Raw genomic sequence first — 24008 nt, 5'->3', positions numbered from 1 at the left:
AAGTAAACAGCGCGGCAGACTGCCAGAGAGGAAGGACCTGAGGCTGGAAGTCCTTCTCTTTCTCCCCTGTTGAAAGACACTTTGTAGGTTTTATTTCGAATGCTGCCGAGCAGCCGGTAGGAATAAACGTACGCCTTCGTTACAGGCATAAAGTGGAAACGAGTGTCGTTTCAATTAGGGTGGCAACGCGGATCAACCGTCCCTCATGATTCATGAGGGGCGGTTTTTTATGTGGAAAGACTGAACATATTAAGGGAGGAAAGAGCATGGCTTATCGAATTCCAAGAGGGACCCAGGATATACTGCCGGGTGAATCGGAAAAATGGCAGTTTATTGAACAAAAAATAGACGATATCTGCAGCCGGTTCAACTACAGTGAAATAAGAACCCCTGTTTTTGAACAAACCGAGCTGTTTGCACGGGGAGTGGGGGACTCCACGGATATTGTACAAAAAGAAATGTATACGTTCGAAGACAAAGGCGGAAGGCAGCTCACACTCCGCCCGGAAAATACGGCTTCCATCGTGCGTTCCTACGTGGAAAACAAAATGTACGGCTGGGCCGGACAACCGGTCAAACTGTATTACACTGGGCCGATGTTTCGCTATGAGCGCCCGCAGTCCGGACGAATGAGACAGTTTGTGCAATTCGGCGTGGAAGCAATCGGCAGTGCGGATCCTGCGATTGATGCAGAAGTTATCGGGCTTGCCATGCAGTTTTATGAAGAAATGAATCTCAAGGGCCTGAAGCTGGTTGTCAACAGCCTTGGGGACAAGGAGAGCCGGATAGCTCACCGCGCGGCGCTTGTTTCTCATTTTGAACCCTGTATCGGAGAATTCTGCAGTGACTGCCAGGAGCGCCTGCACACCAATCCGCTCCGGATTCTCGACTGCAAAAAGGATAAAGATCATCCGCTGATGGCAGATGCGCCTTCTATTCTTGATCACTTAAATGAAGAGTCAAGCAGCTATTTCAACCAGGTGAAAGCAATGCTTGATGAAATGGGCATTCCTTACGAGGTGGATGCGAACCTTGTACGCGGTCTTGATTATTACACCCACACGGCCTTCGAAATTATGATTGAGGGAGAAGGCTTTGGCGCGATTACGACGCTTATGGGCGGTGGCCGCTACAATGGGCTGATTGAGGACATTGGCGGGCCGGATACGCCTGGCATCGGCTTTGCGCTTAGCATCGAGCGGCTTTTAATGGCACTCAATACCCAGAACGTAGAGCTGCCGGCAGAAAAAAACCTGGACTGCTACATTGTGGCAATGGGAGAGGAAGCCAAGAAGCGCTCCGTTTCCCTGGTGCATGAGCTCCGGAGGGCAGGGGTTAAAGCCGATAAAGATTACATGGACCGTAAAACAAAAGCCCAGTTTAAAGCAGCGGATCGTACAAACAGTACCTTCACCGTTGTCATCGGTGACGATGAGCTGGAAGCAGAAGCAGTTAACATTAAAAATATGGAGACCGGCGAACAGGAAGAAGTGCCGCTGTCGGCATTTATTACTACTATGCAGGAACGTACAGGGAGGAAAGCACAATGATAGGACGGACGCACCATTGCGGCGACATTCAGGAAGCGCTGATAGGCGAAAAAGTACGATTGAAGGGCTGGGCCCAGACCCGCCGTGACCTGGGCCAGGTTGTTTTTATTGATCTCAGGGACCGTTCGGGAATCGTACAGGTAGTAGCGACCCCGGAACAGTCCCAGGAGGCACTGAACGCAGCGGAAAGGGTCCGAAGCGAATACGTGCTCGATGTAGAAGGGATTGTCGTGCAGCGCGATGAAGAAACGTATAATGAAAAAATTCCGACCGGAAAGGTGGAGATCCGTGTCGATAAGCTTTCGATTATGAATGCCTCGAAGCCGCTGCCGTTTCAAATTGAAGCAGATACTAATGTTTCTGAAGATGTAAGGCTCCGTTACCGCTACCTTGATCTCCGGCGCCCAGATATGCAGGAAACGTTCAAGCTCCGTCATCAGACGACGAAGTTTATCCGTCGTTTTCTTGATGACCGCGACTTTTTCGATATGGAAACACCGATGCTCACCAAGAGCACGCCTGAAGGGGCAAGAGACTATCTGGTGCCAAGCCGGGTGCATCCTGGGGAGTTTTATGCCCTGCCGCAGTCCCCGCAGTTGTTTAAACAGCTGTTAATGGTCTCAGGGTTTGAGCGTTACTACCAGATTGTCCGCTGTTTCCGGGATGAGGACCTGCGGGCTGACCGTCAGCCGGAATTTACCCAGGTGGACATTGAGACGGCCTTTCTGGACACCGAGGACCTTTTCTCCATGATGGAAACAATGATGGCCGGACTGCTGAAGGAAACGCGCGGGGTCGACATTGAAACACCATTCCCGCGTATGACGTATTACGAAGCGATGAACCGCTACGGATCCGACAAGCCGGAAACAAGATTTGGCATGGAGCTTGTAGAGCTGACCGATGTTTTAAAGGACAGTGATTTTAAAGTATTCAAAAATGCTGCGGCTTCGGGAGGCATCATTAAAGGACTGAACGTCAAAGGCGTGGCTAACCAGATGTCACGGAAGGAGATTGACGATCTGGCAGAATTTGTGGCTGCCTACGGAGCGAAAGGGCTCGCCTGGCTGAAGGTAGAGGAAAATGAACTGAAAGGCCCGGTTGCGAAGTTCTTAAGTGATGAAGAAACAGCATCGCTCCGGGAAGCGATGGAAGCAGAAGCAGAAGATCTGCTGTTCTTTGGAGCAGACAGCCATCAGGTGGTCTGGGATTCTCTTGGTGCCCTGCGCCTGAAATTCGGAAAAGAGCTCGATATGATTGACCGCAGCACGTTTAATTTTCTCTGGGTGACAGAATTTCCGTTGATGGAATATAACAAGGACGACGACCGTTATGTAGCGATGCACCACCCGTTTACAAGGCCGGTGGAGGACGATGCCCACCTGCTTGAAACAAAGCCGGAGGATATCAGGGCGGAGGCTTACGACCTCGTGTTGAATGGCTATGAAATTGGCGGGGGATCGCAGCGTATTTATGAAAAAGATCTGCAGGAGAGAATGTTTACGGCTCTTGGATTTAATAAAGAAGAGGCGAAAGAACAGTTCGATTTTCTTATGGAAGCCTTTGATTACGGTGCACCGCCACACGGCGGCATAGCGTTTGGCCTTGACCGGATCGTCATGATCCTCGCAGGCAGAAATAATCTGAGAGATACGATTGCCTTCCCGAAAACGGCGAGCGCAACTGATCCATTGACTCAGGCGCCTGGGAAAGTCAGCAGCAGACAGCTTGATGAACTGCATCTTAAGCTCGATGTGTTTGAAAAAGAAGATGAAGACGAATAAAAAGCTATAAATGGTCAAGCTGATGAAACTGCTCAACAAAAGCACCGGGGTCTGAATTGATCTGAAAAGTGCGGATGCCCTGAATCGTATGAATGTAAAGAAAACCTATTTTTCCAGGTTCATAGCGGTATGAAACATCGAGTACCTCCTTGAGAGGGTAAGAAATCTCCTGATCGTGGCCGTAGGCGATATGATCTTCTTTTAAACAAAGAGGGATTTCCACAGGGACCCGTTTTTTCTGAAAATCCTCAATTACGTGTTCTGTATACGTTGCATTAAGCCTGGCTAGTGTTTCTGTCATCATCTGCTCCTTTTAAGGCTCTGTGCACCTTGGAATGTTGTAGTAACGTTCTTGACCGAATTATACGAAAGTGCTAATATATAATCAAACAATGTGAAGAGTCCTGAGGTGTTCGTGAAGCACTGATCGTTTTGAGCCAACACATTCACATTGGGAGCCTGTCGTCTTGTTCTGGAGTACAAGCCTCAATACTTGGGGAAGTATGAACGAACAAGCAAGGCACCCACCTGCCATGAGCAGGTTCAAAAACAAGTTCGTTTGACGGCACATTGGGACTCTTCCTGTTTTATTTAAATTGTTATGCATCCTCCGGCGCGTGAACAGTGCTCCGGAGGTTTTTTACATAAATCCGGCGAAAATGATGAATTGTCACGGCAGTAAGAGAAACGCAGGTGAACATACATTGAGAAAACTCCGTTCTAAGCTTCTGGTAATTACCTTGATCATAACAGCGCTTCCGCTGTTAATCTTTGGGGTGGTTTTGTTCGAATCCCAGCGTTCAGAAATGGAATCCCAGCTTGAGGGTTCCTTATTTTTTGTTATCCAATAATCTGTCATTAACGATGGAGAGCGTTCTGTCGGAACGAATGAACGACCTGGATATGATGACGATGAATCCTGTGCTGCAGGATGAGAACGCAGCGCCTTCCGATATACGAAACGAGCTTGAACAAATGGTGGAAGCGGAAAATTTATATATGGGTATTGTTTACATAGATACGAATGGAGATATTATTACGTCCACCCGGGATGAAGTGGTAGGGAAAAACGTCTCCGACCGCGTATGGTACCAGAAGGCACGGGAGGGAAATCCAACGCTTGAAGAAGCGTTTATAGATCCAATTTTAAAGCAGCCAATTATTCCTCTCGCAGGACCGGTGGAAAATGATGCAGGAAATGTGATGGCTGTCATCTCCCCCTCAATTAATGAAAATGCGCTGTGGGAAGTGCTCTGGCAGCGCCTGAATAAAATGGGCGAGCATGAACGTTTTTCCGGTCAGGCCTTTGTCGTTAATAATGAAGGGGAATACATTGCCTCCCCGAACTCGGGCTACGTGCTCGAGGAAAGCTTTCTTGAGGAGCAGGGAATGGAAGAGGATTCTATCGAAGAACTGATCGCCGGGCAGGAGGACCAGCTTATTGAGCATGGCAATGATGTTTCCGTCGTTACCCCGGTGGAGAATGTAGGGAGCCTGGCAAATGAATGGTACGTCGGCTATACGGTGCCCAAAAGCGGATTCTATGCGAATCTCCGGCAGCTCGTCTACAGCTACTTGTTTGTTTTCAGCATTGTTTTGATTATTACGGTGTTTGCCGTTTTTAAGCTGTCCAAGTACATCGTGCATCCTGTCGAGCGCCTTGCAGAAGCGACAAGCCGTTTTGCAATAGGGAAAAAGGTATTTCCGCTGCAGACCAATGCCTATGAAGAAGTGGACGTTTTGACTAATACATTTAATCATATGTCAGAACAGCTTGAAGAAAGAGAACGGGGGCACCGCCAGTCCACGATGATTCTGGAAACGACAGATAACGGGGTAATAGCTGTTTCGAGAGATTTTACGAATATCACTACGTTTAATGCTATGTGTGAAAAGCTGTTTGGACTCGACCGGAAAGAAGCACTCGGGCACTCCGTGCAGGAGGTAATGGAAAAATCTGAAGACTTCCGCATGTTCGCCCGGGAAATAGAGGCACACCGCCTGAATGACATGCAGCTTGAGATGAAAGAAATCCAAGCGCCTATCGACGGAAAAAACCGTACCTTTTTAGTGAATATGACAATTCTCCCTCCCGTGGACTCCCGCGAGTCCTCTGAGGGCATTGTACTTATATTTAACGATATTACAGAAAAGAAGGATATGGAAAATGAGCTCGTCCGAAGCGAAAAGCTGAAAATGGTAGGGCAGCTGTCTGCAGGCTTTGCCCATGAAATCAGGAATCCACTCACAACTATCAAAGGATTCGTGCAGCTGTTCCGCCAGTCGGCAAAGAAAGAAAAGGATATTCAGCATTACGATTTAGTACTGAACGAAATTGACCGGATGAACAGCATTGTGGAAGATCTGCTTGGTCTTGCCAGACCTACCAGCTCCGGAGATGAACACGGTATTCAGGTGAACAGCCTGCTTGAAGAACTGCTCGAGCTGTACAGTCAGCAGGCTGTAAAAAATAAAACATTCATTTATACGAATTTTGATGATCTGCCGGAAATAATCGGGGACCGCAAGAAATTATCCCAGGTGTTTGTGAATCTGATCAAAAATGGCCTGGAAGCGATGCCGGAGGGGGGCGTGCTGCGGGTGGAAACATCCATGCACTGGACCGGAGAGCCGTATTATGAAGTGAAAATAAAGGATACCGGAAGCGGTATGAGTGAAGAGCAGCTGCAGAAAATCGGAAATCCTTTTTATACGACCAAATCAAATGGAACCGGTCTTGGGCTGATGACTGTGTTTCAAATTGTGGAAGATTTTAAAGGAACGCTGGAGGTCGATTCCGCTCCTGGCAGCGGAACCGAATTTAACGTACGGCTCCCGGCGCAGCTGGCCGGGGAAACGACGAGCAGTGACAGCCAAAATGTAAATTAAAAGACGCCTGTACTTAAGGCGTCTTTTTTGTGTTAATTCCGATTCGACAGGCGGCATAGCAGGCTGCTTATGCTTTCTTCTTTGCTGGTTTGATCTGGCGGTATACGTCCGTCAGGGCTTTTTCAAATTTGCTGTTGTTTTTTGGTTCGTAATATTGCTCGTTTTTAAGCTTGTCCGGCAGGTACTGCTGAGGCACCCATCCCCGTTCATCATTATGCGGGTACTCGTACTCGTTGCCGCGGCCGAGGGATTCTGCCCCTTTGTAATGCGAATCCCGGAGGTGGGAGGGGATAGACGGCGTGCCAGCTTTCAGCATCGCCTCCCGCGCTGCATCAAGCGCTTTATAGGCGCTGTTTGATTTAGGGGAGAGGCAGAGCTCTATGACGGCATCCGCGAGCGGTATTCTGCCTTCCGGGAATCCCAGCCGTTCGGCGGCTTCAACAGCAGCCAGGGCCCTCGGTCCTGCCTGGGGGTTTGCCAGCCCGATGTCTTCATAGGCAGTGACGATAAGCCGGCGGCCGATGCTGATTAAGTCCCCGGCTTCAATTAAACGGGCGAGGTAATGAAGCGCGGCGTCAGGGTCACTGCCCCTAATGGATTTTTGGAAGGCGGAAAGCACATCGTAATGGTGGTCGCCGTCTTTATCGTGAGTGAAACGCTTCTGTTGAATGCATTCCTCTGCCACCCTTTGAGTAATGCGGATGATGCCGTCATCGTCCGGCTTCGTGCTGAGCACGGCAAGCTCAAGCGCATTAAGCGCAGCACGCACGTCGCCTCCCCCCGCTTCGGCCAGATGCGTCTGTGCCTCTTCTGTTATTTCTGTCCGGTACGCGCCCATCCCATTGGTCGGGTCATGGAGGCTGCGCTCAATCAGCTGCTTCATTTCCGGTATGGAAAGCGGCAGCACCTCAAATATATGTGTGCGGCTGCGTATCGCCGGGTTAATAGCGTGGTAGGGATTGGCAGTAGTGGCTCCAATCATGATAATCAATCCGCTCTCAAGGTAGGGAAGCAGAAAATCCTGTTTTGTTTTATCAAGCCGGTGCACTTCATCCATAATGACAATCAGCTGGTCTGACATTTTGGCTTCCTGCACGGCTAGTTCCATATCCTTTTTATTGTTCATAACGGCGTTCATTTTTTTATAGGCAATATCTGTACTGCCTGCGATGGCAGAGGCAATCGATGTTTTTCCTGTGCCCGGGGGGCCGTATAAAATCATGGAGGAAAGTTTCTTTGTTTCCACCATACGCGCAATCATTTTGCCTTCCCCGAGAATATGCTCCTGGCCGGCGACTTCTTCGATAGAGCCAGGACGCATCCGGTAGGCAAGAGGCTGTTTGGATGACATGTAGTTTCTCCTTTCGTAAACAGTTCACGTTGAAATTGTATCATGTTTTCTCTTATATGAGGATGAACAGCACACTGCAGGTATGATATACTGACATTAATTCCAACTGTTTTTATCAGCATTAGAAGCTGGGCAGCCAAATGACAAAGCAACTAACCAATCAGCAGAATCATTGAAGATGTAACAGGTACTCACAGGCCTGACAGGAAGGGATGACGGCATTGAAAATTTCAACTAAAGGCAGATACGGATTGACGATTATGATGGCGCTTGCGAGAAAGCATGGGAGCGGCCCTACCTCCCTGAAATCCATCGCACGGGATCATAATCTTTCCGAGCATTATTTGGAGCAGCTGATTGCTCCGCTTCGAAACGCAAGCCTCGTTAAAAGCGTGAGGGGGGCCTACGGCGGCTATATGCTTTCTAAAGAACCGGCTGATATAACGGCGGGCGATATTATCCGTGTCCTTGAAGGCCCCATCAGCCCGGTCGAGGTCCTCGATGACGAAGAGCCGGCTAAGCGGGATCTGTGGCTGAAAATTCGGGATGCTGTGAAGGATGTCCTCGACAGTACTACGCTTGATTATCTGGCGGAGTATCAGGGCGACGAAGAACAGGAAAATTATATGTTTTATATTTAATTTCTGAAGGTATGAAAGGAATACATGCGAAATCTCCACGCCGCATCCGGCATGGAGATTTTTTTATGATAAAGTTTTCAGGGGGGGATGGCCGTGGCCGTAGAAAATATTATCGTTGTTGTAATCTTTTTACTTATCCAGCTATTCGCAGATAAATTAATATCATCCGAAAAAATCGGCCGTTTCAGCTGGCTCTCATTTTCCGGAGGAGTGGCTGTCGCGTTTATTTTTGTGTACATACTTCCGTATCTGCATGATGAACAAAGCAAATATGGAGAAAGTTCTTTTCGGGGTCTGACGTTTGAGTCGGAATTTTATCTGCTCAGCCTGATCGGACTTATTATTTACTTTGTGATTCACAATTTTGCGGTACGGGCCTACCATTCCACGAGCAGGGGGGAGGGGCAGTTTTTCTGGATTCAAATTGCCTTTTTTGCCCTGTATAACAGTATGGTTGCCTACACAGTGTTCGGCTCCGATGTAGAGGGGCTTCAGACAGTTTTTTACGGGGTGGCAATTGGACTTCATTTTATGGCTATCTCGCATGACCTGCACCGGGAGGATGCGGGCAGGTATAAGCGGGGAAGATATTATCTGGCAGGAGGTATTTTATTTGGCTGGATATTTGCCATTGTGTTTACGCTGCCGGAAATTGTCCTGGCTATTACGTTTGCGGTCATTGCAGGCGCGATGATATTTAATGTGCTGAAAAAAGAAATGCCGACAGAAGAATCCGCTCATCTGCCGACCTTTTTATGGGCAGCATTCATCTATACTGTCGTAACAGAAATATTGAAGCTGCTGTTTAATTGGTAAGCGTGGCTGCGTATATAAAAGCAAGCATTTCTAATTAAAGATCATATTTAAGCGCAAGCTCGGCGGCCCGCAGCCGGGTATCAACCGTCTGATGCTCTTCAAGCAGCTCCCTGACCGTTTCAATCGCTTTGCCCTTCAGCACGCCGCCGCTGATAAACGCTACATCAAAGATGATTTCATTCAGCACATCCAGGTGATGGGTCAAGTCTGTGATGGTTTTTGGCGAGCGCAGGGAGGCCTGCAGCTCTTTACTGAAATCATTGCGGTTAAGCGGCTCTTTGTTGAAAAACCAGCTGACGGTCTTCTGATGGGGATAGCCGAGCCCTTTTTTCTGATTATCAACGTTTGGCACATAAATATACTGCGAGGTGACCGTGCAGAAATATACGTCACGGTTGTTGTCATCCGGCACGATCACGAGGTCGTCTGTTTTCATCTGGGTAATAAAATTGTACACATTCGTGGCCCCTTCATCCATATCAAAGCGGGCCAGTTCCTTTTTGATTTTTTCATAGCTGAGGCCATTCAGGGATTTGCCGATGGAATATCCGATAGCGATAAAATCATACTCTAAAAAATTATGAAGCTGGTTGGTGCCGTTAGGTAAAGGCCGGAGCATCCAAACATTTTTCACTCATACATCCCGCGCTTTCATAAAATAGTAGGAAACAAAATACATATTACACGGGAAACGAAAGCACAGGCAAGGAAATAGACAAAAAAACTCCTATTTGTTAATGTAAAAATAATGTTATTCCGATTATAAGAAATAACTCCATTAGGAGGAGAAGAAATATGCTCGCTATATATGCAGATCATGCAGCTACGACGCCGCTTCATCCAGAGGTGGCTGAAGCTATGATCGATTCTATGAAAAAGCCGGCAGGAAACCCTTCGAGTGTCCACGAGTACGGCCGCGGGGCCAGGAAAAGACTCGACGGGGCCCGCCGTACGATAGCGTCATCCATAAATGCAAGTCCGAAAGAGATCGTATGGACAAGCGGAGGCACAGAAAGCAATAACCTGGCGCTCCGCGGTTTTATGCGCGCCAATCAGGACAAAGGAAACCACCTGGTGACAAGTGCTATTGAACACCATGCTGTATTGCATACGGCCCAGGCGCTTGAAAAAGAAGGATTTCAGGTCACATACGTACGCCCCGATGAGCAGGGCATCGTTTCGGTGGAAAAAATTATGGCAGCAGTTACTGAGGAGACGGTACTGGTTTCATTAATGTATGTGAACAATGAAACAGGAGTGGTCCAGCCTGTCCATGAAGCTGCCGGAAGGCTTGCGGAGAAGGGTATTGCCTTCCATACCGATATGGTGCAGGCCTATGGACAGCTGCTGCTTGACGTAAAAGAAACACCGGTGACGATGGCGACAATAACGGCCCATAAAATTAACGGTCCTGCAGGAGCAGGAGGTTTATTCGTTCGTCAGGGCGCCAAAATTCGTCCGGAATTAACGGGCGGCGAGCAGGAAAGAAAACGCCGAGCAGGCACGGAAAACGTCGCCGCTGCCGAAGGCTTCGCCAAAGCCGTTGAGCTGCAGATGAACAGTCTCGAGAAACGCCGGCAGGAGCTCGAATCGCTCAGGGCGGCATTTTTAGCCGAGCTTGACCGCAGCGGGGTCTTTTATCAAATTAACGGCGAGCATGCAGAAAAAAGTCCGCACATTTTAAATGTGTATTTCCCCGGCATTCAGCTCGAATCATTTCTTGTGCAGATGGATATGGAAGGCATAGCTGTTTCAAGCGGATCGGCATGCACGGCCGGGACTGTAGAACCGTCTCACGTCCTTGAAGCAATGTATGGCAAAGACGCACGTATCTATGAATCCGTCCGGTTCAGCTTTGGGTACGGAAACACCGTGGAGGATATGAAAACAGCGGCGCAGGCGGCAGTGAAAATAAGCCGGAAAATGAAGAAAAAGGAGGCTTTGAAATGACCAATGAAGAGACACGGATTGTAGTAGGAATGTCCGGGGGAGTGGACTCCTCTGTTACGGCCGCTCTATTAAAAGAGCAGGGCTATGAAGTGATCGGTATTTTCATGAAAAACTGGGATGATACAGATGAGTCGGGCATGTGTACGGCAACGGAAGACTATGAAGACGTCATTGCGGTATGCAACCAGCTGGATATCCCCTACTACGCTGTGAATTTTGAAAAAGAATACTGGGACCGGGTCTTTACGTACTTTCTGGAGGAATACAAAGCCGGCCGTACCCCGAATCCTGACGTGATGTGCAACAAAGAAATTAAGTTTCGGGCGTTTATCGACCACGCGTTTAATCTCGGGGCAGACTACGTCGCGACCGGGCATTATGCCCGTGTTGAACACACCGAAAGCGGGACGTATCTTCTGCGCGGAGTGGACAACAACAAGGACCAGACGTATTTTTTAAATCAGTTAAGCGAAGAGCAGCTGAGCCGCGTGCTGTTTCCACTCGGGGAGTATGACAAGTCCGAAGTACGGAAAATGGCGGAAGAGCGGGACCTTGAAACGGCTGGGAAAAAAGACAGTACTGGAATCTGCTTTATTGGGGAGCGGAATTTCAAGGATTTCCTGCAGGAGTATCTTCCAGCCCAGCCGGGTAACATGGAGAGTCCTGAAGGAGAAGTGAAGGGCCGCCACGATGGTTTGATGTACTACACGCTCGGCCAGCGCCAGGGGCTTGGTATCGGCGGCTCCGGGGAACCATGGTTTGTCGTGGACAAAGACATGGAACGTAACGTTCTGATTGTCGGGCAGGGCGGCAATCATAAACGATTATATTCCGAGCAGCTGACTGCCTCTGAACCTAACTGGATTCATGAGCCGGAAGCCTTTCCATTTTCCTGCACTGCGAAATTCCGGTACCGCCAGAAGGACCAGGGCGTTACCGTCCACCAGAAAACAAATGGAGAACTGCTCGTAGAGTTTGATGAACCGCAGCGGGCAGTGACTCCGGGACAGGCTGTAGTCTTTTATGACGGTGATGTGTGTCTTGGAGGTGCAACAATAGAAGAAGCGATGATGAAGGAAAGCGTTGCAACGTAACGTTTTCCTTTTTCTTGGTTCTTGCTGTTTGCCGGTAAGGCTTTTCAATCACCAGGGATCGTGAAATAATACAGAAACAAGACTTGAAAAGGATGATAGTATGGATAAAAATCAGCAGGCAATGGAGCATTTACAAAACGGGGATTTTGAAGAAGCGGCAAAGCTTTTGAACGAGCAGATGGAAGCAGAGCCAAATGATCCTGTCGCGTACATAAACTTTGGGAATCTGCTCGCCGAGGCGGGTGAAGACGATAAAGCGATTCGTTTTTTCACAAAAGCGCTGCAAATAGATGAAACAGCCGCGACAGCCTATTACGGGGCCGGCAACGTATTATACAACCGGGAAGAGTACGCTGAGGCCATTACGATGTACAAGGGAGCACAGCAGCAGGGGCTTGAAGATTCGAGTCTGTTTTTTATGCTGGGTCTTAGCTACCTTCAGTCCGACCGGCTTCCTTATGCGATTGCCAACTTCAAGCGTTCGGTGGAGCTCGATGAAGCAGACGCCGAAGCCAGATATTACTACGCTCTTTCCTTAGCTCAGCAGGAGGAAGTCGACCAGGCAGAAGCAGAATTTAAAAAAGTGGTGGAGCAGAACCCGGACCATGCCGACGCCTATTATAATCTGGGCGTGGCTGCTCTGTTTAATGAACGGGCGGAAGAAGCGCTCAGCCTCTTCGAGAAAGCACTTGAAGCAGAGCCAGAACATGCATTGGCAGAGAACGGCAGGCAGCAGGTTCAGCAGCTGCTAAGCGAAAAGTGAGGTTGTGCTATGGAGAACGGACACGATGAACAGGAACTGCTCGAGCCTTACGTCCTTGGAACCGTGCAGCACGTTATATTTCGGAATGAGGAAAACGGTTATACAGTAGCGAAAGTAAAAATCAAAGAATCGATACCCTCCTTTGAAGAAAGCACAACGACTATTGTCGGCATTCTTCCGACGGTGGAGGCAAATGAACGTTATCGGTTTAACGGCGAGGTTAAACAGCATCCGCGGTTTGGCACCCAGTATCAGGTCATCTCTTACCAAAAGGAAATACCGACCGAGCGCTCAGCGTTAATTGACTACTTATCGAGTGACCGGTTCCCGTACATCGGGCCAAAAACAGCAGAAAAATTGGTCGACCGCTTTGGGGCAAAAGTGATTGATGAAGTGCTTGAGCGTCCGGAAGCGCTTGAAAAAATTCCCGGACTGAATGAAGAGAAGCGCAAACAAATCCGTACCGCCATGCTTGAAAATCAGGGCATGGAGCATGCGATGACGCTTCTTGTACGCTACGGATTCGGTACGGATCTTGGCGTAAAAATATACAACCAGTACCGCGAGCGGACGCTCGATATTATTCGGCATGATCCCTATCAGCTCGTCTGGGACGTGGACGGGGTCGGGTTTACAAAAGCGGACCGGCTCGGGGAAAATACCGGCATCCAAAAAAATGACCCAAGCCGCCTGAAGGCGGGAGTGCTGTTTGAGCTGTATGAACGGACAATGCAGGACGGACATGTGTATATCCCAAAGCAGCAGCTGCTTGACAGCGCGGAACAGCTGCTTGCAGATCCGGCTGTTACCATTGATCAGCAGGAGCTGAAGCTTGTCCTGCAGGAGCTTGTAAACGAAGAACGGGTGCAGATTGACGATGATCGTGTGTATATTGCCTCTTTGTATTTTGCGGAAAAAGGGTTTGCAGGCAGGGTGCATAAGCTGCAGGAGGAAGCAGAAGAAAAAGAACATTCCCAGGCAGATCTGCTGCAGGCTCTCGGAGAAGTGGAGGAAAAGTTTGATATTGAGTATGCCGAACAGCAGAAGGAAGCGATCCAGACGGCTATGGAAGAGCCGGTGATGCTGCTTACAGGCGGACCGGGGACCGGAAAGACCACGATCATCCGGGCCATTGTGGAAGTGTACGCCTCACTCTATGATGTTTCTCTGGACCCTTCCGAATACTCAGGCAAGAAGCCTTTCCCTGTACTGCTCGCTGCCCCGACTGGCCGGGCGGCGAAACGGATGAAGGAGTCTACCGGCCTCCGGGCGGTGACGATTCATAAGCTGCTCGGGTTTAGCGGAGAAGGAGAAAACGAGCTGTTTGAAAAGGATGAGTATGAGCCTCTCGAAGGGGAGCTTCTGATTGTCGATGAAGTATCGATGGTGGACATGTGGCTCGCCAATCAGCTGATCCGCGCAGTCCCTAAAGGAATGAAGGTCGTGTTCGTTGGGGATGAGGATCAGCTTCCTTCGGTAGGACCGGGCCAGGTGCTTGGAGATTTACTTGAAGCCGGTACTATACCGACCGTGAATTTGTCGGTTGTGTACAGGCAGACGAATCAGTCCTCGATTGTCGAGCTGGCCCACGCGATGAAGGAGGGGGGACTGCCGGACGATTTTGAACAGCCGTTTGAAGACCGGCGGTTTTTCCCATGCACGAAAGCCCAGGTGGCCGATGTGGTGGAGAAAACGTGTGCCGGTGCCATTCGCAAGGGCTACGATCCGATGGATATTCAGGTGCTTGCCCCGATGTACCGGGGGGAGGCAGGTATTCACGCCCTGAATGAACGGCTGCAGGAAATGTTTAACCCACGCACGCCTCAAAAACGGAGTGTAACCTTCGGGGACGCTGTTTACCAGAAGGACGATATCGTCCTTCAGCTTGTAAATAACGGCGAAGAAGGTATATATAACGGGGATAAAGGTGTGCTCGAAACGGTCTTTGAAGCAAAAGAAACTGTTGATAAAGAAATGCAGGTTGTGTTTTCCTTTGACGAAAAGGAAGTCAGCTACACGCGCCAGGACCTTAAACAAATCACTCTTGCCTACTGCACTTCTATTCATAAGGCGCAGGGCAGTGAATTTCCCATCGTAGTCGTACCGATGCTGATGTCCTATCGGCGGATGCTGCGCCGTAATTTGTTGTACACAGCGATAACACGGGCAAAGGACTATTTAATTCTCTGCGGGGAAAAGGAAGCATTTATGTATGCCGTAAAGCAGGAGTCAAAAAATGAACGCTATTCTTATCTTCGGGAACGCCTGAAGAACCGGGAGGAAGATCCGGAGGAGCAGGCTTGACAGAAAATACGGTTTCCTATATAACTGAAACAGAATAACAAAAACAGTGATGGAACGAGTACGGTGGATATATTCTCACAGAGACCGGCAGCAGCGGCTGAAACTGCCGGAGAACAACCCGCCCGAACGCTGCTCCGGAGTGCAGGCAAACCCTGCCGGATCATCCACGTTACGGATGCTGAGTTGGCCGTGTGTATATGCGGCAACCAGGGTGGTAACGCGAGCGCACTCGTCCCTGTTTTCAGGGGCGGGTTTTTTAATGTGATTTAAACGAAATGAAAAACTCACGGGAGGCTGATCAATAATGCCAGCATTAACATCTACTGAAGTCCGTCGGCGCTTTTTGGACTTTTTTAAGGAAAAAGGACATACAATTGAGCCGAGCGCCTCGCTCGTTCCGCATGAGGATCCGACGCTTTTATGGATCAACAGCGGGGTAGCTACGATGAAAAAATACTTTGATGGACGGGTGATTCCTGAAAATCCGAGGCTTGCAAATGCTCAAAAGTCCATCCGGACAAACGATATTGAAAACGTCGGAAGAACGACGCGCCATCACACATTTTTTGAAATGCTCGGTAATTTCTCGATTGGCGATTATTTTAAAAAAGAAGCTATCGAATGGGCATGGGAATTTTTAACGTCAGAGCGATGGATAGGCTTTGATGAAAATAGGCTGTCGGTTACCGTTCATCCGGAGGATGACGAAGCGTACCAGTACTGGAGAGAGATTATCGGCCTTCCGGAAGAACGGGTTATCCGTCTCGAAGAAAACTTCTGGGATATCGGCCAGGGGCCGAGCGGGCCGAATACGGAAGTTTTTTATGACCGCGGCCCCAGCTGGGGAGACGATCCCCGGGATCCGGAAATGTATCCGGGAGGAGAAAATGAGCGTTATTTAGAGGTATGGAATCTTGTATTTTCGCAGTTTAACCATAACGCCGATGATACGTACACCCCACTTCCGAAGAAAAACATTGATACCGGCATGGGGCTTGAACGGCTTGTCACCCTCGTTCAGGACGTACCGACAAATTTTGATACCGATCTTTTCCGGCCGATAATCCGAAAGGTAGAAGAAGTATCCGGAAGAACGTACGGGGAAAATGAAGAGCAGGATATTGCTTTTCGTCTGATTGCCGATCACGTCCGGACTGTCAGCTTCTCCATCGGGGATGGGGCCCTTCCGTCCAATGAAGGGCGCGGTTACATTCTGCGCCGCCTGCTCCGCCGCGCGGTACGTTATGCCGGCTGGCTCGGTCAGGAGGAGCCGTTCATGCACAGGCTGATAGGTGTCGTGGGCGAAATTATGGAAGACTATTATCCAGAAGTCCGCGAAAAGCAATCCTTTATTGAACGTGTGGTGAAAACCGAAGAAGAACGTTTTCATGAGACGCTTACTGACGGGCTGAAAATGCTGAGGCAGGTGACAGAAAAAGCCCGCAACAAAGGGGAAACAGTCATTTCCGGTAAAGATGTATTCCGCCTGTATGATACGTACGGCTTCCCGCCTGACTTAACGGCGGAATATGTAGTAGACGAAGGATTCGCGGTGGACAATGAAGAATTCGAAGTGGAAATGGAAGCCCAGCGGAGCCGGGCACGTGCAGCTAGAAAAGATAGTGGCTCGATGCAGACGCAGGAGTCACTTCTGACAGATATCGATACAGAGAGCACGTTCGTCGGCTACGAGCATTTTGACGTGGAAACAAGCGTTCAGACACTTATTCACAACAAAGAACTCGTGGATACAGTCGGCGCCGGGGAACAGGTGCAGCTTATCCTGGAAAAAACCCCGTTTTATGCAGAAAGCGGCGGCCAGGTGGCAGACCGGGGCACGATCATAAACGAAGCAGCAGGAATGGAAGCGGTAGTGGAAGATGTCCAGAAAGCTCCGAATGGCCAGCATCTTCATACGGCACGAATTGAAAAAGGCTCGCTTCGCAAGGGGATGCACGTAAGAGCGTCCATCGAAGAAAATACGAGAAGAAGCATTATTAAAAACCATACAGCGACCCACCTGCTGCATCAGGCCCTTAAGGATGTGCTGGGTGAGCATGTCAATCAGGCAGGATCGGTTGTGACAGACAACCGCCTCCGTTTTGACTTTTCCCATTTCGGACAGGTCACTGAGGAAGAAATAAAGCGGATCGAGTACCTTGTAAACGAAAAGGTGTGGTCCAATGTTTCGGTGCTGATTGAAGAAAAAGGAATCAGTGAAGCGAAGCAGATGGGGGCTACTGCGTTATTTGGTGAAAAATACGGGGAAAGAGTGCGCGTAGTACAGATCGGCGACTACAGCGTTGAACTGTGCGGCGGCTGCCATGTCGGCAGCACCTCCGAAGTCGGCGTGTTCAAGATTACAGGAGAATCCGGAATTGGCGCCGGTACACGGCGCATCGAAGCTGTTACCGGCCAGTATGCGTATGAATACTTTGAAAGCAGAATGCAGCTGCTTGAAGAAACAGGCAGCATCGTCCGGGCTCGTGCCATTGACGATATCCCGCAGCGTGCAGAAGCTCTGCAGGAGCAGATCAGAAGCCTTCAAAAGGAAAATGAATCGCTGTCGCAGAAGCTGAGTAATCTTGAGGCCGGGGATCTTGCAGACGCGGCAGAAGAAATAAATGGTATTCCGGTGATTGCCAAAGAACTTCCAGGAGCAGATAAAGATACACTGCGGCAGACAGTAGATGAACTCAAACAGAAGCTTGGAAGCGGTATTGTCGTGCTTGGAACATCGGAAGGAGAAAAGGTACAGCTTATTGCTGGAGTAACAAAGGATCTGACTGCACGGTACAAAGCAGGAGATATTGTGAAAAAAGCAGCGGAAGTATGCGGAGGCGGCGGAGGCGGCCGTCCGGATATGGCTCAGGCAGGAGGAAAACAGCCTGAGAAGCTTGGGGAGGCATTAGAAGAAGCGAAGAACTTTATCTTAACCCTTTCCTAAATACCCCTATCTCATGTACAATATAATCGTCTATACAGTAATCGTATTAATTACCACAGTATAGGAAGGGAGCTTCTCCTCCCTTCTGCTTTTTATGAAATGACATTTCGTGAAAAGTCATCCGAGGAGGTGGAGGAATTGGATACGAACGACCGGACCGTACGTTTTAACCGAGAGGAAGATTCTTCCGACCCGAAGGCCGAAGAAGTTCTGCTCAGCGTGTATGAAGCGCTTGAGGAAAAAGGGTATAATCCAATCAATCAAATCGTGGGATATTTGCTTTCAGGCGATCCAGCCTATATCCCCCGTCATAAAGAAGCAAGAACGATCATCCGCCAGCTCGAGCGGGATGAGCTAATTGAAGAATTAATTCGACACTATTTGAAGGATCACCAATCATCCTCGTGAAAAGAGCGCTTGGTATCGATGTCGGAAAAAAAAGAATCGGGATTGCCATCTCCGACTCGCTGGGCTGGACAGCCCAGGGTGTAGAAACGATTCATTTAAAAACGACAGACCCGGACGAAGCTTTTCCGCGTATTCTTGAACTGGTTAAAGAAAACGAAATCGAGCAGCTTGTGGTCGGCCTTCCTAAAAATATGGACGGGACGATTGGGGGCAGGGGGAAAGAATGTCAGGCATTCGCAGAGAACCTTGAAGAATTTTCCTCGCTGCCTGTAGCCATGTATGATGAGCGATTGACAACGAAGGCGGCAGAACGCACACTGTTACAAGCAGATGTCAGCAGAAAAAAGCGCAAAAAAGTCGTAGACAAAATGGCAGCTGTGATGATTTTGCAGAGTTATTTGGACCATCAATCAAACTTATAGTAAAGAGGTGAAATATAATGGCTGAAGAAGAAGAAAAAGAAAGAATTGTCATACCCGATGAGGATGGCAATGAACATTTATTTGACATCCTGTTTACTTTCGACGCAGATGAGAGTGAGCAGTCCTACATTGTAGTGGTTCCATCAAGTGAAGCCGACAATGACGAAGTGGAGGTTTTTGCTTTCCGCTATGAGGAAGAAGGCGAAGGGGACGAGTCGGATATAAACCTTTTCCCAATCGAATCTGACGAAGAATGGGAAATGGTCGAAGAAATGGTGAACACTTACAGTGCTAACGAGATGGAGTAGAACCTGTTCTAACCGTAAAGGAAGCACACCGGATCTTCTTCCGGTGTTTTTCTTTATCATTATATCTGCCCTGCAGCTGAGTGAGGCAGTTAAGAGGAGAACATCCATTCATGAAAACGCTCATATATTCATATGCCGGGCGCCGCACCTCTAAAAAGAAAAAAGGGAAGGCGGCACTTTATTTCCTGGGGATTATATTTCTGATGAGTGCCGCTTCGGCTCTCATATATGTGCTGTACATGCTTTTTCCGGCAGCGGAAGATGACGGGGAAAAACAGACCGTTGTTATTGAACAGGGTGCCTCTATGGAAACTGCGGCTGAGTATTTGGAAAAGCAGCAGCTGATCAAAAATTCTGTTGTGTTTCAATACTACAGTTACTTACGGCCGGACAGCCTGAAAGCAGGTACATACCAGTTATCTGCTTCGATGAGTGCCGGAGAAATCGCCCGTACACTTGAAGCCGGGCAGCAGGCACAGGAACCGGTAGTTTCCATCACTATTCCGGAAGGCCGGTCTCTGGAGCAGATAGCACGAATCAGTGCGAAGAATGCTGATTTTTCGGAAGAAAAATTTATGGAAACCGTCACAGATGACGCGTTCATTCGTTCCCTGAGTGAATCTTATTCATTTATCCGGGAGCCGGATAACGAAAATGGCGTGCGCTACACACTGGAGGGTTATTTATCCCCACAGACGTATGAATACTACGGTGACTCCCCGGATGCTGAAGCAGTAGTGAAGGATATGATTGAACGAACAAACGAAACTATGGTAGAATTTTCGAATCAAATCACCAACAGTCCATGGACCGCCCGTGAAATATGGACCATTGCTTCTATTGTGGAACGTGAGGCGGCACGGGCAGAGGACCGGGCTCCGATTGCCGGAGTGATCGAAAACCGGCTTGGGAAAAATATGCGTCTTGAGATGGACCCTACGGTGGCATATGCTCTCGGGGAACACAGGCTTCGTACTTCCTTCAATGATCTGCAGGTGACTTCACCGTACAACACCTACCGAAACCAGGGACTGCCGCCTGGCCCGATTGCAAGCCCGGGCGTAGAGTCGATCAAGGCAGCTTTGAATCCTGAAAATACGGAGGCGTTATATTTTTATGCCCGCCCGAACGGAGAAGTTATTTACAACGAAACGTATGAGCAGCATACACGTACCCAGAGAAAGTATGAAAGCGAATGGGAAAATCAATAGCCAGGAAAGCGGGCGAAAAAAATGCCGGACATAAACAACCACTTTAAGGAGTACCGGAAAGAGCTGGGCATCGGGCCGCCGCCGTGGTTTGAAGAAATGACTGAAGAAGCGGAACGCGACCGTGTACCGATTATGGATGAAGAGGCCCTGCAATTTATGATCGGGCTTCTTCAGTTAAAAAGACCGGCAACGGTTCTGGAAATTGGCACGGCGATTGGGTATTCTGCTTTGCGAATGGCAGCTGCCCTTCCCGGAACCTCCATAGTATCGGTGGAAAAAGACGAAGAACGCTACAGGCGTGCAGAATATTACCGGGCTGAAAGCCCGTGGCAGGAGCAGACTACGTTTGTTCTTGGCGATGCTTTAAACCTGCAGGAAGAATTTTCAGACAAAACGACGTTTGATGCAGTATTTATAGACGCTTCCAAAGGCCAGTACCAACAGTATTTTCAATTGTGCGAGCAGCTGCTGGCTCCGGGGGGGCTTATTATTAGTGATAACGTATTATTCCGTGGGTTGGTAGCTGATCCGGAAGCAGAGGTCCCTGAACGATTACAGCCGATGGTGAAAAAAATTCGGGCGTACAACCGCTGGCTGGTGGAAAGAAAAGACTTCAGCACCAATATTTTCCCTGTCGGTGACGGCGTGGCAGTAAGTATTCTGCTTCCGGAAGCAACCGGTAGTACAACGTAAAATACTATAAAAATGAGCCAAAATATGATACATTTTTATACTGAATAGAGGAGTGAAAATATGCCAGAAGAAAAACAGCATTTTATGACAGAAGAAGGCAGAAAGAAGCTTGAAGAGGAACTGGAATATTTAAAAACGGAGCGGCGCCAGGAAGTCGTAGAGCGTATAAAAATTGCAAGAAGCTTTGGCGATTTGTCCGAGAACTCGGAGTATGATGCTGCCAAGGATGAGCAGGCCTTTGTAGAAGGACGCGTAAGCCAAATTGAGCAGATGCTTAAAAATGCTGCTATCATTGAGGAAGACACAAGTAATAACTCCGTGGTGTCGCTTGGAAAGTCCGTACGGTTTAAGGAACTGCCAAATGGTGATGAAGAAAGCTATACAATTGTCGGCAGCGCAGAGTCTGATCCGCTGGAAGGAAAAATTTCCAACGATTCACCGATGGCCCAAAGCCTGCTCGGGCGCCAGATTGGTGAACAGGTGACGGTTTCGACACCGGGCGGGGACATTGAAGTCGAGATTATTGAAATCGCCTAAAAAACGGTTATCAGTAATGAAAACTTAAGCACGGCGCCCTGCTTTGAGGATGTAAATCATAGGTCTATATTCCCTCGTTTTCCGGAAATATTTCCTTTATGATAAAACATGTTACGTTCTCTCTGCAGGGCGTGTTTTTGTACTATAAAAGCAATACATACGATAGGGGCAGGTGAATCATAGGATGTCGAATAACAATTATAACGACGACTCCGGCTCGCGCTTTCAAAAGAAAAGAAAAAAGCGGATGAATAATGTTTTAAATGCTGCTATTGGTATTGTAGCAGTGCTCATTCTGTTCTTTGGGATTCTGTTATTGTTTTTTAACAATAACAATGAACAGGCTGAAGATAACGGGGAAGAGATGGCAGATTCAACTAATACCGAAGAAGAGCAGAATGAAAGCGGACCGGAGGACAACCCGGACACTTCTTCTACAGAGGAAACCCCGGAAAATAATGCAGATGAAGAAGGAACAGAAGAAGAAACTTCAGAAGATGCAGAAGAAACCTCTGAATCTGATTCTTCCTCTGAGTCCGATTCTTCTACAGAAGAAGAGCCGGCTGCTTCCTCAAACGATGAAGCCGGAAGTGACTCCTCTGAGGAAAGCACGACCAGTGAAGACTCGTCAGCAGAGGAGAACAGCAGTACTTCCGAATCGGAAGGCAGTGACAGCGCTGATACGGAAACGACTCAGGAAGACGGAGAATACGAGCCAGTAGGCACTGAACAGGAAAACTTTACAGCTGACTTTACAGAGGGCGGTCAGAACTGGGAAGAAATGGAGGATGCTGTAGAAGCTGCCACTGGGCTGAGATCGACAGAAGGTAACAGCACAGTGCTCTGGAGGCTCGAGAACGGAGGATCGCAGGATACGGCAAGAGCAGTTATCAGTGAAGACGCCAGCAGTGAAAATCCATACGAAGTACGCATGGAGTGGGTGGACGGCGAAGGTTGGAAACCAACAAGTGTTGAACGTCTGAGCAGCAATCAGTACAATTAAAAAAACCGGCTTTCCTGTGAACTGACCCAAAGAAATGAGACAAGAAAAAAACACCTATGCGGCCGCCGTTCGGAATTCTACCGGACTGTGGTCGTTTAATTTGGTAAATGGTCGTATGTAATTGTAATAATACATGTACGAATCGACTTTTTCGACTATAATAGAAGATGTAAGAGGCATCCGTACGCGAATGCTGAATTCTTCCGACTTTAGCGAGGAATGGAAGGATTCGATCATGGCATTATCAAAGCAGCTTCCTTTCCGGGACATGCTTGTGATAATGCCTTTTTCTTTGGCTGCCTGCTGAAACGCGTGCGAGGTATACTGGGAGCCCTGATCACTGTGCAGGAGGAGACCGTAGGTCTCCCGGCCCCGACAAGCCGCTTCCAGCGTATCCAGCACCAGACTCGTCTCTTGCGTATCCCGTAGCTGATACGCCACTAATTCATTATTGTATACATCCATGATCGTAGATAAATACCACATCTTCTCTCCATACGGCAGGTACGTAATGTCCGTCACCCATTTTTGGTTGGGACGATCAGCTGTAAATTCCTGCTGAAGGAGGTTCGGCACCGTCTGATGGGTTTCTCCCGTCGGTTGGATCCGTTTCTTCGGCTTGATCTGGCATTGGAGCTGATACTTCTGCATCACGCGTTGGGCGGTTTTCCGATTGATTTTGATCCCGTGTTCTTTTCGGAGAAGAGCCGCCACCTTGCGGTGCCCCAGCCAATAGCGATACCGTCGGCAGATATCCATAATTAGTTGGTGGAGGGCAGGAAGCTCCCGGGAACGTTTTTTCCATCGGTAATAGGTGGAACGGGGAATGCCGAAGGCATGACACATCTCCTGGACGCCATAGGCATGTCTATTCGCCTCTATTACTTCGACGATGACTTCTGGAACCACCTCCTTTCGATGGCATTGGCCTTTCCCATCAGATCATCTCTCATTTCGTAATACGCCACTTTCTTTCGCAGCTGCTCGATTTCTGTTCCCTCGTCAGGCCCTTTACCGAAGGTATATTGTTTTCCCGGCGGCTGGGCCAGGCGGTGGAAGGCTCCCTGTTTATACCACCGGACCCACGCTTTAATCTGGGATTCATTTTTAATCCCAAACTGCTTTATGAGTTCCTGGTTGGAGGTTTGCCCCTCCAATTTCAAGCGAATGACCTCGCGCTTTACCTCTTCCGGATAAAATCGATTGGTTTCCATCAAAAAAACACCTCCAGATCATCGTTAATACTACATTGGAGTGACTTAAATAAATGAGACAGATAAAAGCACCTCTCACGTCGTATTCGTAGTAGGATCGATAGATGGAGGTGTTTTTCTTAT

The 24008-nt window shown here is 48.7% G+C and carries 21 protein-coding genes, 1 other RNA gene and 1 other annotated feature (1 of these 23 running past the window's edge); of the genes, 18 read left to right on the top strand and 4 right to left on the bottom strand.

Annotation, left to right across the window (positions count from 1 at the left end):
- Positions 1-207: a binding site (T-box leader), on the top strand (it extends 19 nt beyond the left edge of the window).
- Between the two features lie 59 nt (positions 208-266).
- Together hisS and aspS are read left to right on the top strand one after the other, a co-directional pair.
- Complete coding sequence (gene hisS / locus ACTTK7_RS08975) at positions 267-1550, top strand: histidine--tRNA ligase (protein WP_462867550.1); 1284 nt, start codon at positions 267-269, stop codon at positions 1548-1550.
- Positions 1547-3334, top strand: a complete 1788-nt coding sequence (aspS, locus tag ACTTK7_RS08970) for an aspartate--tRNA ligase (protein WP_462867548.1) — start codon at positions 1547-1549, stop codon at positions 3332-3334. The genes hisS and aspS overlap by 4 nt, the downstream gene beginning before the upstream one ends.
- Before the next feature lie 4 nt (positions 3335-3338).
- Here the strand turns inward: aspS and ACTTK7_RS08965 are convergent, their stop codons facing one another.
- Positions 3339-3635, bottom strand: a complete 297-nt coding sequence (locus ACTTK7_RS08965) for a hypothetical protein (protein ID WP_462867546.1) — start codon at positions 3633-3635, stop codon at positions 3339-3341.
- A 97-nt stretch (positions 3636-3732) separates the two neighbouring features.
- On the opposite strand from ACTTK7_RS08965, the gene ssrS reads away from it, so the two are divergent.
- Positions 3733-3915, top strand: a non-coding RNA gene (gene ssrS, locus ACTTK7_RS08960) — 6S RNA.
- 256 nt (positions 3916-4171) lie between these two features.
- On the top strand, positions 4172-6223 hold the full coding sequence (locus ACTTK7_RS08955; protein ID WP_462867544.1) for an ATP-binding protein: 2052 nt from the start codon (positions 4172-4174) through the stop codon (positions 6221-6223).
- Positions 6224-6290: 67 nt separating this feature from the next.
- On the opposite strand, the gene ACTTK7_RS08950 is transcribed toward ACTTK7_RS08955, so the two are convergent.
- Entirely contained in the window at positions 6291-7574 is a 1284-nt protein-coding gene (locus ACTTK7_RS08950; RefSeq protein WP_462867542.1) for a replication-associated recombination protein A, read from the bottom strand.
- Between the two features lie 221 nt (positions 7575-7795).
- Between ACTTK7_RS08950 and cymR the strand changes: the two genes are divergently transcribed.
- Positions 7796-8215, top strand: coding sequence for a cysteine metabolism transcriptional regulator CymR (gene cymR / locus ACTTK7_RS08945; RefSeq protein WP_027847299.1), 420 nt, complete (start codon positions 7796-7798; stop codon positions 8213-8215).
- Positions 8216-8308: 93 nt separating this feature from the next.
- Positions 8309-9031 carry a hypothetical protein gene (locus tag ACTTK7_RS08940; protein ID WP_462867541.1) on the top strand — a complete coding sequence of 241 codons (723 nt, stop codon included), beginning with the start codon at positions 8309-8311 and terminating at the stop codon, positions 9029-9031.
- A gap of 34 nt (positions 9032-9065) precedes the next feature.
- On the opposite strand, the gene ACTTK7_RS08935 is transcribed toward ACTTK7_RS08940, so the two are convergent.
- Entirely contained in the window at positions 9066-9665 is a 600-nt protein-coding gene (locus ACTTK7_RS08935) for a hypothetical protein (RefSeq protein ID WP_462867539.1), read from the bottom strand.
- A 161-nt stretch (positions 9666-9826) separates the two neighbouring features.
- Here ACTTK7_RS08935 and ACTTK7_RS08930 point away from each other — a divergent pair, with 161 nt between their 5' ends.
- The 12 genes from ACTTK7_RS08930 to ACTTK7_RS08875 all read left to right on the top strand — a co-directional run bounded on the left by ACTTK7_RS08930 (position 9827) and on the right by ACTTK7_RS08875 (position 22671).
- Complete coding sequence (locus ACTTK7_RS08930) at positions 9827-10981, top strand: cysteine desulfurase family protein (RefSeq protein WP_462867537.1); 1155 nt, start codon at positions 9827-9829, stop codon at positions 10979-10981.
- Positions 10978-12075 carry a tRNA 2-thiouridine(34) synthase MnmA gene (gene mnmA / locus ACTTK7_RS08925; protein ID WP_462867535.1) on the top strand — a complete coding sequence of 366 codons (1098 nt, stop codon included), beginning with the start codon at positions 10978-10980 and terminating at the stop codon, positions 12073-12075. The genes ACTTK7_RS08930 and mnmA overlap by 4 nt, the downstream gene beginning before the upstream one ends.
- Positions 12076-12175: 100 nt before the next feature.
- Positions 12176-12838, top strand: coding sequence for a tetratricopeptide repeat protein (locus tag ACTTK7_RS08920; protein ID WP_462867533.1), 663 nt, complete (start codon positions 12176-12178; stop codon positions 12836-12838).
- Between the two features lie 9 nt (positions 12839-12847).
- Positions 12848-15142 carry an SF1B family DNA helicase RecD2 gene (gene recD2, locus ACTTK7_RS08915; RefSeq protein WP_462867531.1) on the top strand — a complete coding sequence of 765 codons (2295 nt, stop codon included), beginning with the start codon at positions 12848-12850 and terminating at the stop codon, positions 15140-15142.
- 304 nt (positions 15143-15446) lie between these two features.
- Entirely contained in the window at positions 15447-18089 is a 2643-nt protein-coding gene (alaS, locus tag ACTTK7_RS08910) for an alanine--tRNA ligase (protein WP_462867529.1), read from the top strand.
- 138 nt (positions 18090-18227) lie between these two features.
- A complete protein-coding gene (locus ACTTK7_RS08905; protein ID WP_322525937.1) occupies positions 18228-18497 on the top strand; it encodes an IreB family regulatory phosphoprotein in 270 nt (89 codons plus the stop codon).
- Positions 18494-18919: a Holliday junction resolvase RuvX gene (gene ruvX / locus ACTTK7_RS08900; protein WP_462867527.1), complete on the top strand. Its 426-nt coding sequence runs from the start codon at positions 18494-18496 to the stop codon at positions 18917-18919. The genes ACTTK7_RS08905 and ruvX overlap by 4 nt, the downstream gene beginning before the upstream one ends.
- Positions 18920-18936: 17 nt before the next feature.
- Positions 18937-19227 carry a DUF1292 domain-containing protein gene (locus ACTTK7_RS08895; RefSeq protein ID WP_091611995.1) on the top strand — a complete coding sequence of 97 codons (291 nt, stop codon included), beginning with the start codon at positions 18937-18939 and terminating at the stop codon, positions 19225-19227.
- Between the two features lie 110 nt (positions 19228-19337).
- A complete protein-coding gene (gene mltG / locus ACTTK7_RS08890) occupies positions 19338-20438 on the top strand; it encodes an endolytic transglycosylase MltG (protein ID WP_462867525.1) in 1101 nt (366 codons plus the stop codon).
- 21 nt (positions 20439-20459) lie between these two features.
- On the top strand, positions 20460-21131 hold the full coding sequence (locus ACTTK7_RS08885) for an O-methyltransferase (RefSeq protein ID WP_462867524.1): 672 nt from the start codon (positions 20460-20462) through the stop codon (positions 21129-21131).
- Between the two features lie 60 nt (positions 21132-21191).
- The gene (gene greA, locus ACTTK7_RS08880) at positions 21192-21668 is read left to right on the top strand and encodes a transcription elongation factor GreA (RefSeq protein ID WP_298788016.1); all 477 of its coding nucleotides are present in this window, start codon (positions 21192-21194) and stop codon (positions 21666-21668) included.
- A 184-nt stretch (positions 21669-21852) separates the two neighbouring features.
- Positions 21853-22671 carry a YrrS family protein gene (locus ACTTK7_RS08875; RefSeq protein ID WP_462867522.1) on the top strand — a complete coding sequence of 273 codons (819 nt, stop codon included), beginning with the start codon at positions 21853-21855 and terminating at the stop codon, positions 22669-22671.
- 54 nt (positions 22672-22725) lie between these two features.
- On the opposite strand, the gene ACTTK7_RS08870 is transcribed toward ACTTK7_RS08875, so the two are convergent.
- Positions 22726-23885 (bottom strand): IS3 family transposase gene (locus tag ACTTK7_RS08870; RefSeq protein ID WP_462867520.1). Its coding sequence is split into 2 segments (ribosomal slippage): positions 22726-23594 and positions 23594-23885, totalling 1161 coding nucleotides; the frame shifts between segments, so codons are not numbered across the junction.
- Between the last annotated feature and the right edge of the window lie 123 nt (positions 23886-24008).

This window comes from Marinococcus tarijensis (assembly GCF_054971385.1).
The sequence above is the reverse complement of the archived record's forward strand: the minus strand, read 5'-3'. Positions and strand labels throughout refer to the sequence as shown.

What these genes read in the sequence shown, in the direction of transcription:
- ACTTK7_RS08895 (WP_091611995.1), top strand. Translation starts at nt 18,937, where the DNA reads ATGGCTGAAGAAGAAGAAAAAGAAAGAATTGTCATACCCGATGAGGAT.
- alaS (WP_462867529.1), top strand. Translation starts at nt 15,447, where the DNA reads ATGCCAGCATTAACATCTACTGAAGTCCGTCGGCGCTTTTTGGACTTT.
- greA (WP_298788016.1), top strand. Translation starts at nt 21,192, where the DNA reads ATGCCAGAAGAAAAACAGCATTTTATGACAGAAGAAGGCAGAAAGAAG.
- ACTTK7_RS08950 (WP_462867542.1), bottom strand. Translation starts at nt 7,574, where the DNA reads ATGTCATCCAAACAGCCTCTTGCCTACCGGATGCGTCCTGGCTCTATC.
- mnmA (WP_462867535.1), top strand. Translation starts at nt 10,978, where the DNA reads ATGACCAATGAAGAGACACGGATTGTAGTAGGAATGTCCGGGGGAGTG.
- hisS (WP_462867550.1), top strand. Translation starts at nt 267, where the DNA reads ATGGCTTATCGAATTCCAAGAGGGACCCAGGATATACTGCCGGGTGAA.
- aspS (WP_462867548.1), top strand. Translation starts at nt 1,547, where the DNA reads ATGATAGGACGGACGCACCATTGCGGCGACATTCAGGAAGCGCTGATA.
- ACTTK7_RS08920 (WP_462867533.1), top strand. Translation starts at nt 12,176, where the DNA reads ATGGATAAAAATCAGCAGGCAATGGAGCATTTACAAAACGGGGATTTT.
- recD2 (WP_462867531.1), top strand. Translation starts at nt 12,848, where the DNA reads ATGGAGAACGGACACGATGAACAGGAACTGCTCGAGCCTTACGTCCTT.
- ACTTK7_RS08930 (WP_462867537.1), top strand. Translation starts at nt 9,827, where the DNA reads ATGCTCGCTATATATGCAGATCATGCAGCTACGACGCCGCTTCATCCA.
- ACTTK7_RS08875 (WP_462867522.1), top strand. Translation starts at nt 21,853, where the DNA reads ATGTCGAATAACAATTATAACGACGACTCCGGCTCGCGCTTTCAAAAG.
- mltG (WP_462867525.1), top strand. Translation starts at nt 19,338, where the DNA reads ATGAAAACGCTCATATATTCATATGCCGGGCGCCGCACCTCTAAAAAG.
- ACTTK7_RS08885 (WP_462867524.1), top strand. Translation starts at nt 20,460, where the DNA reads ATGCCGGACATAAACAACCACTTTAAGGAGTACCGGAAAGAGCTGGGC.
- ACTTK7_RS08965 (WP_462867546.1), bottom strand. Translation starts at nt 3,635, where the DNA reads ATGACAGAAACACTAGCCAGGCTTAATGCAACGTATACAGAACACGTA.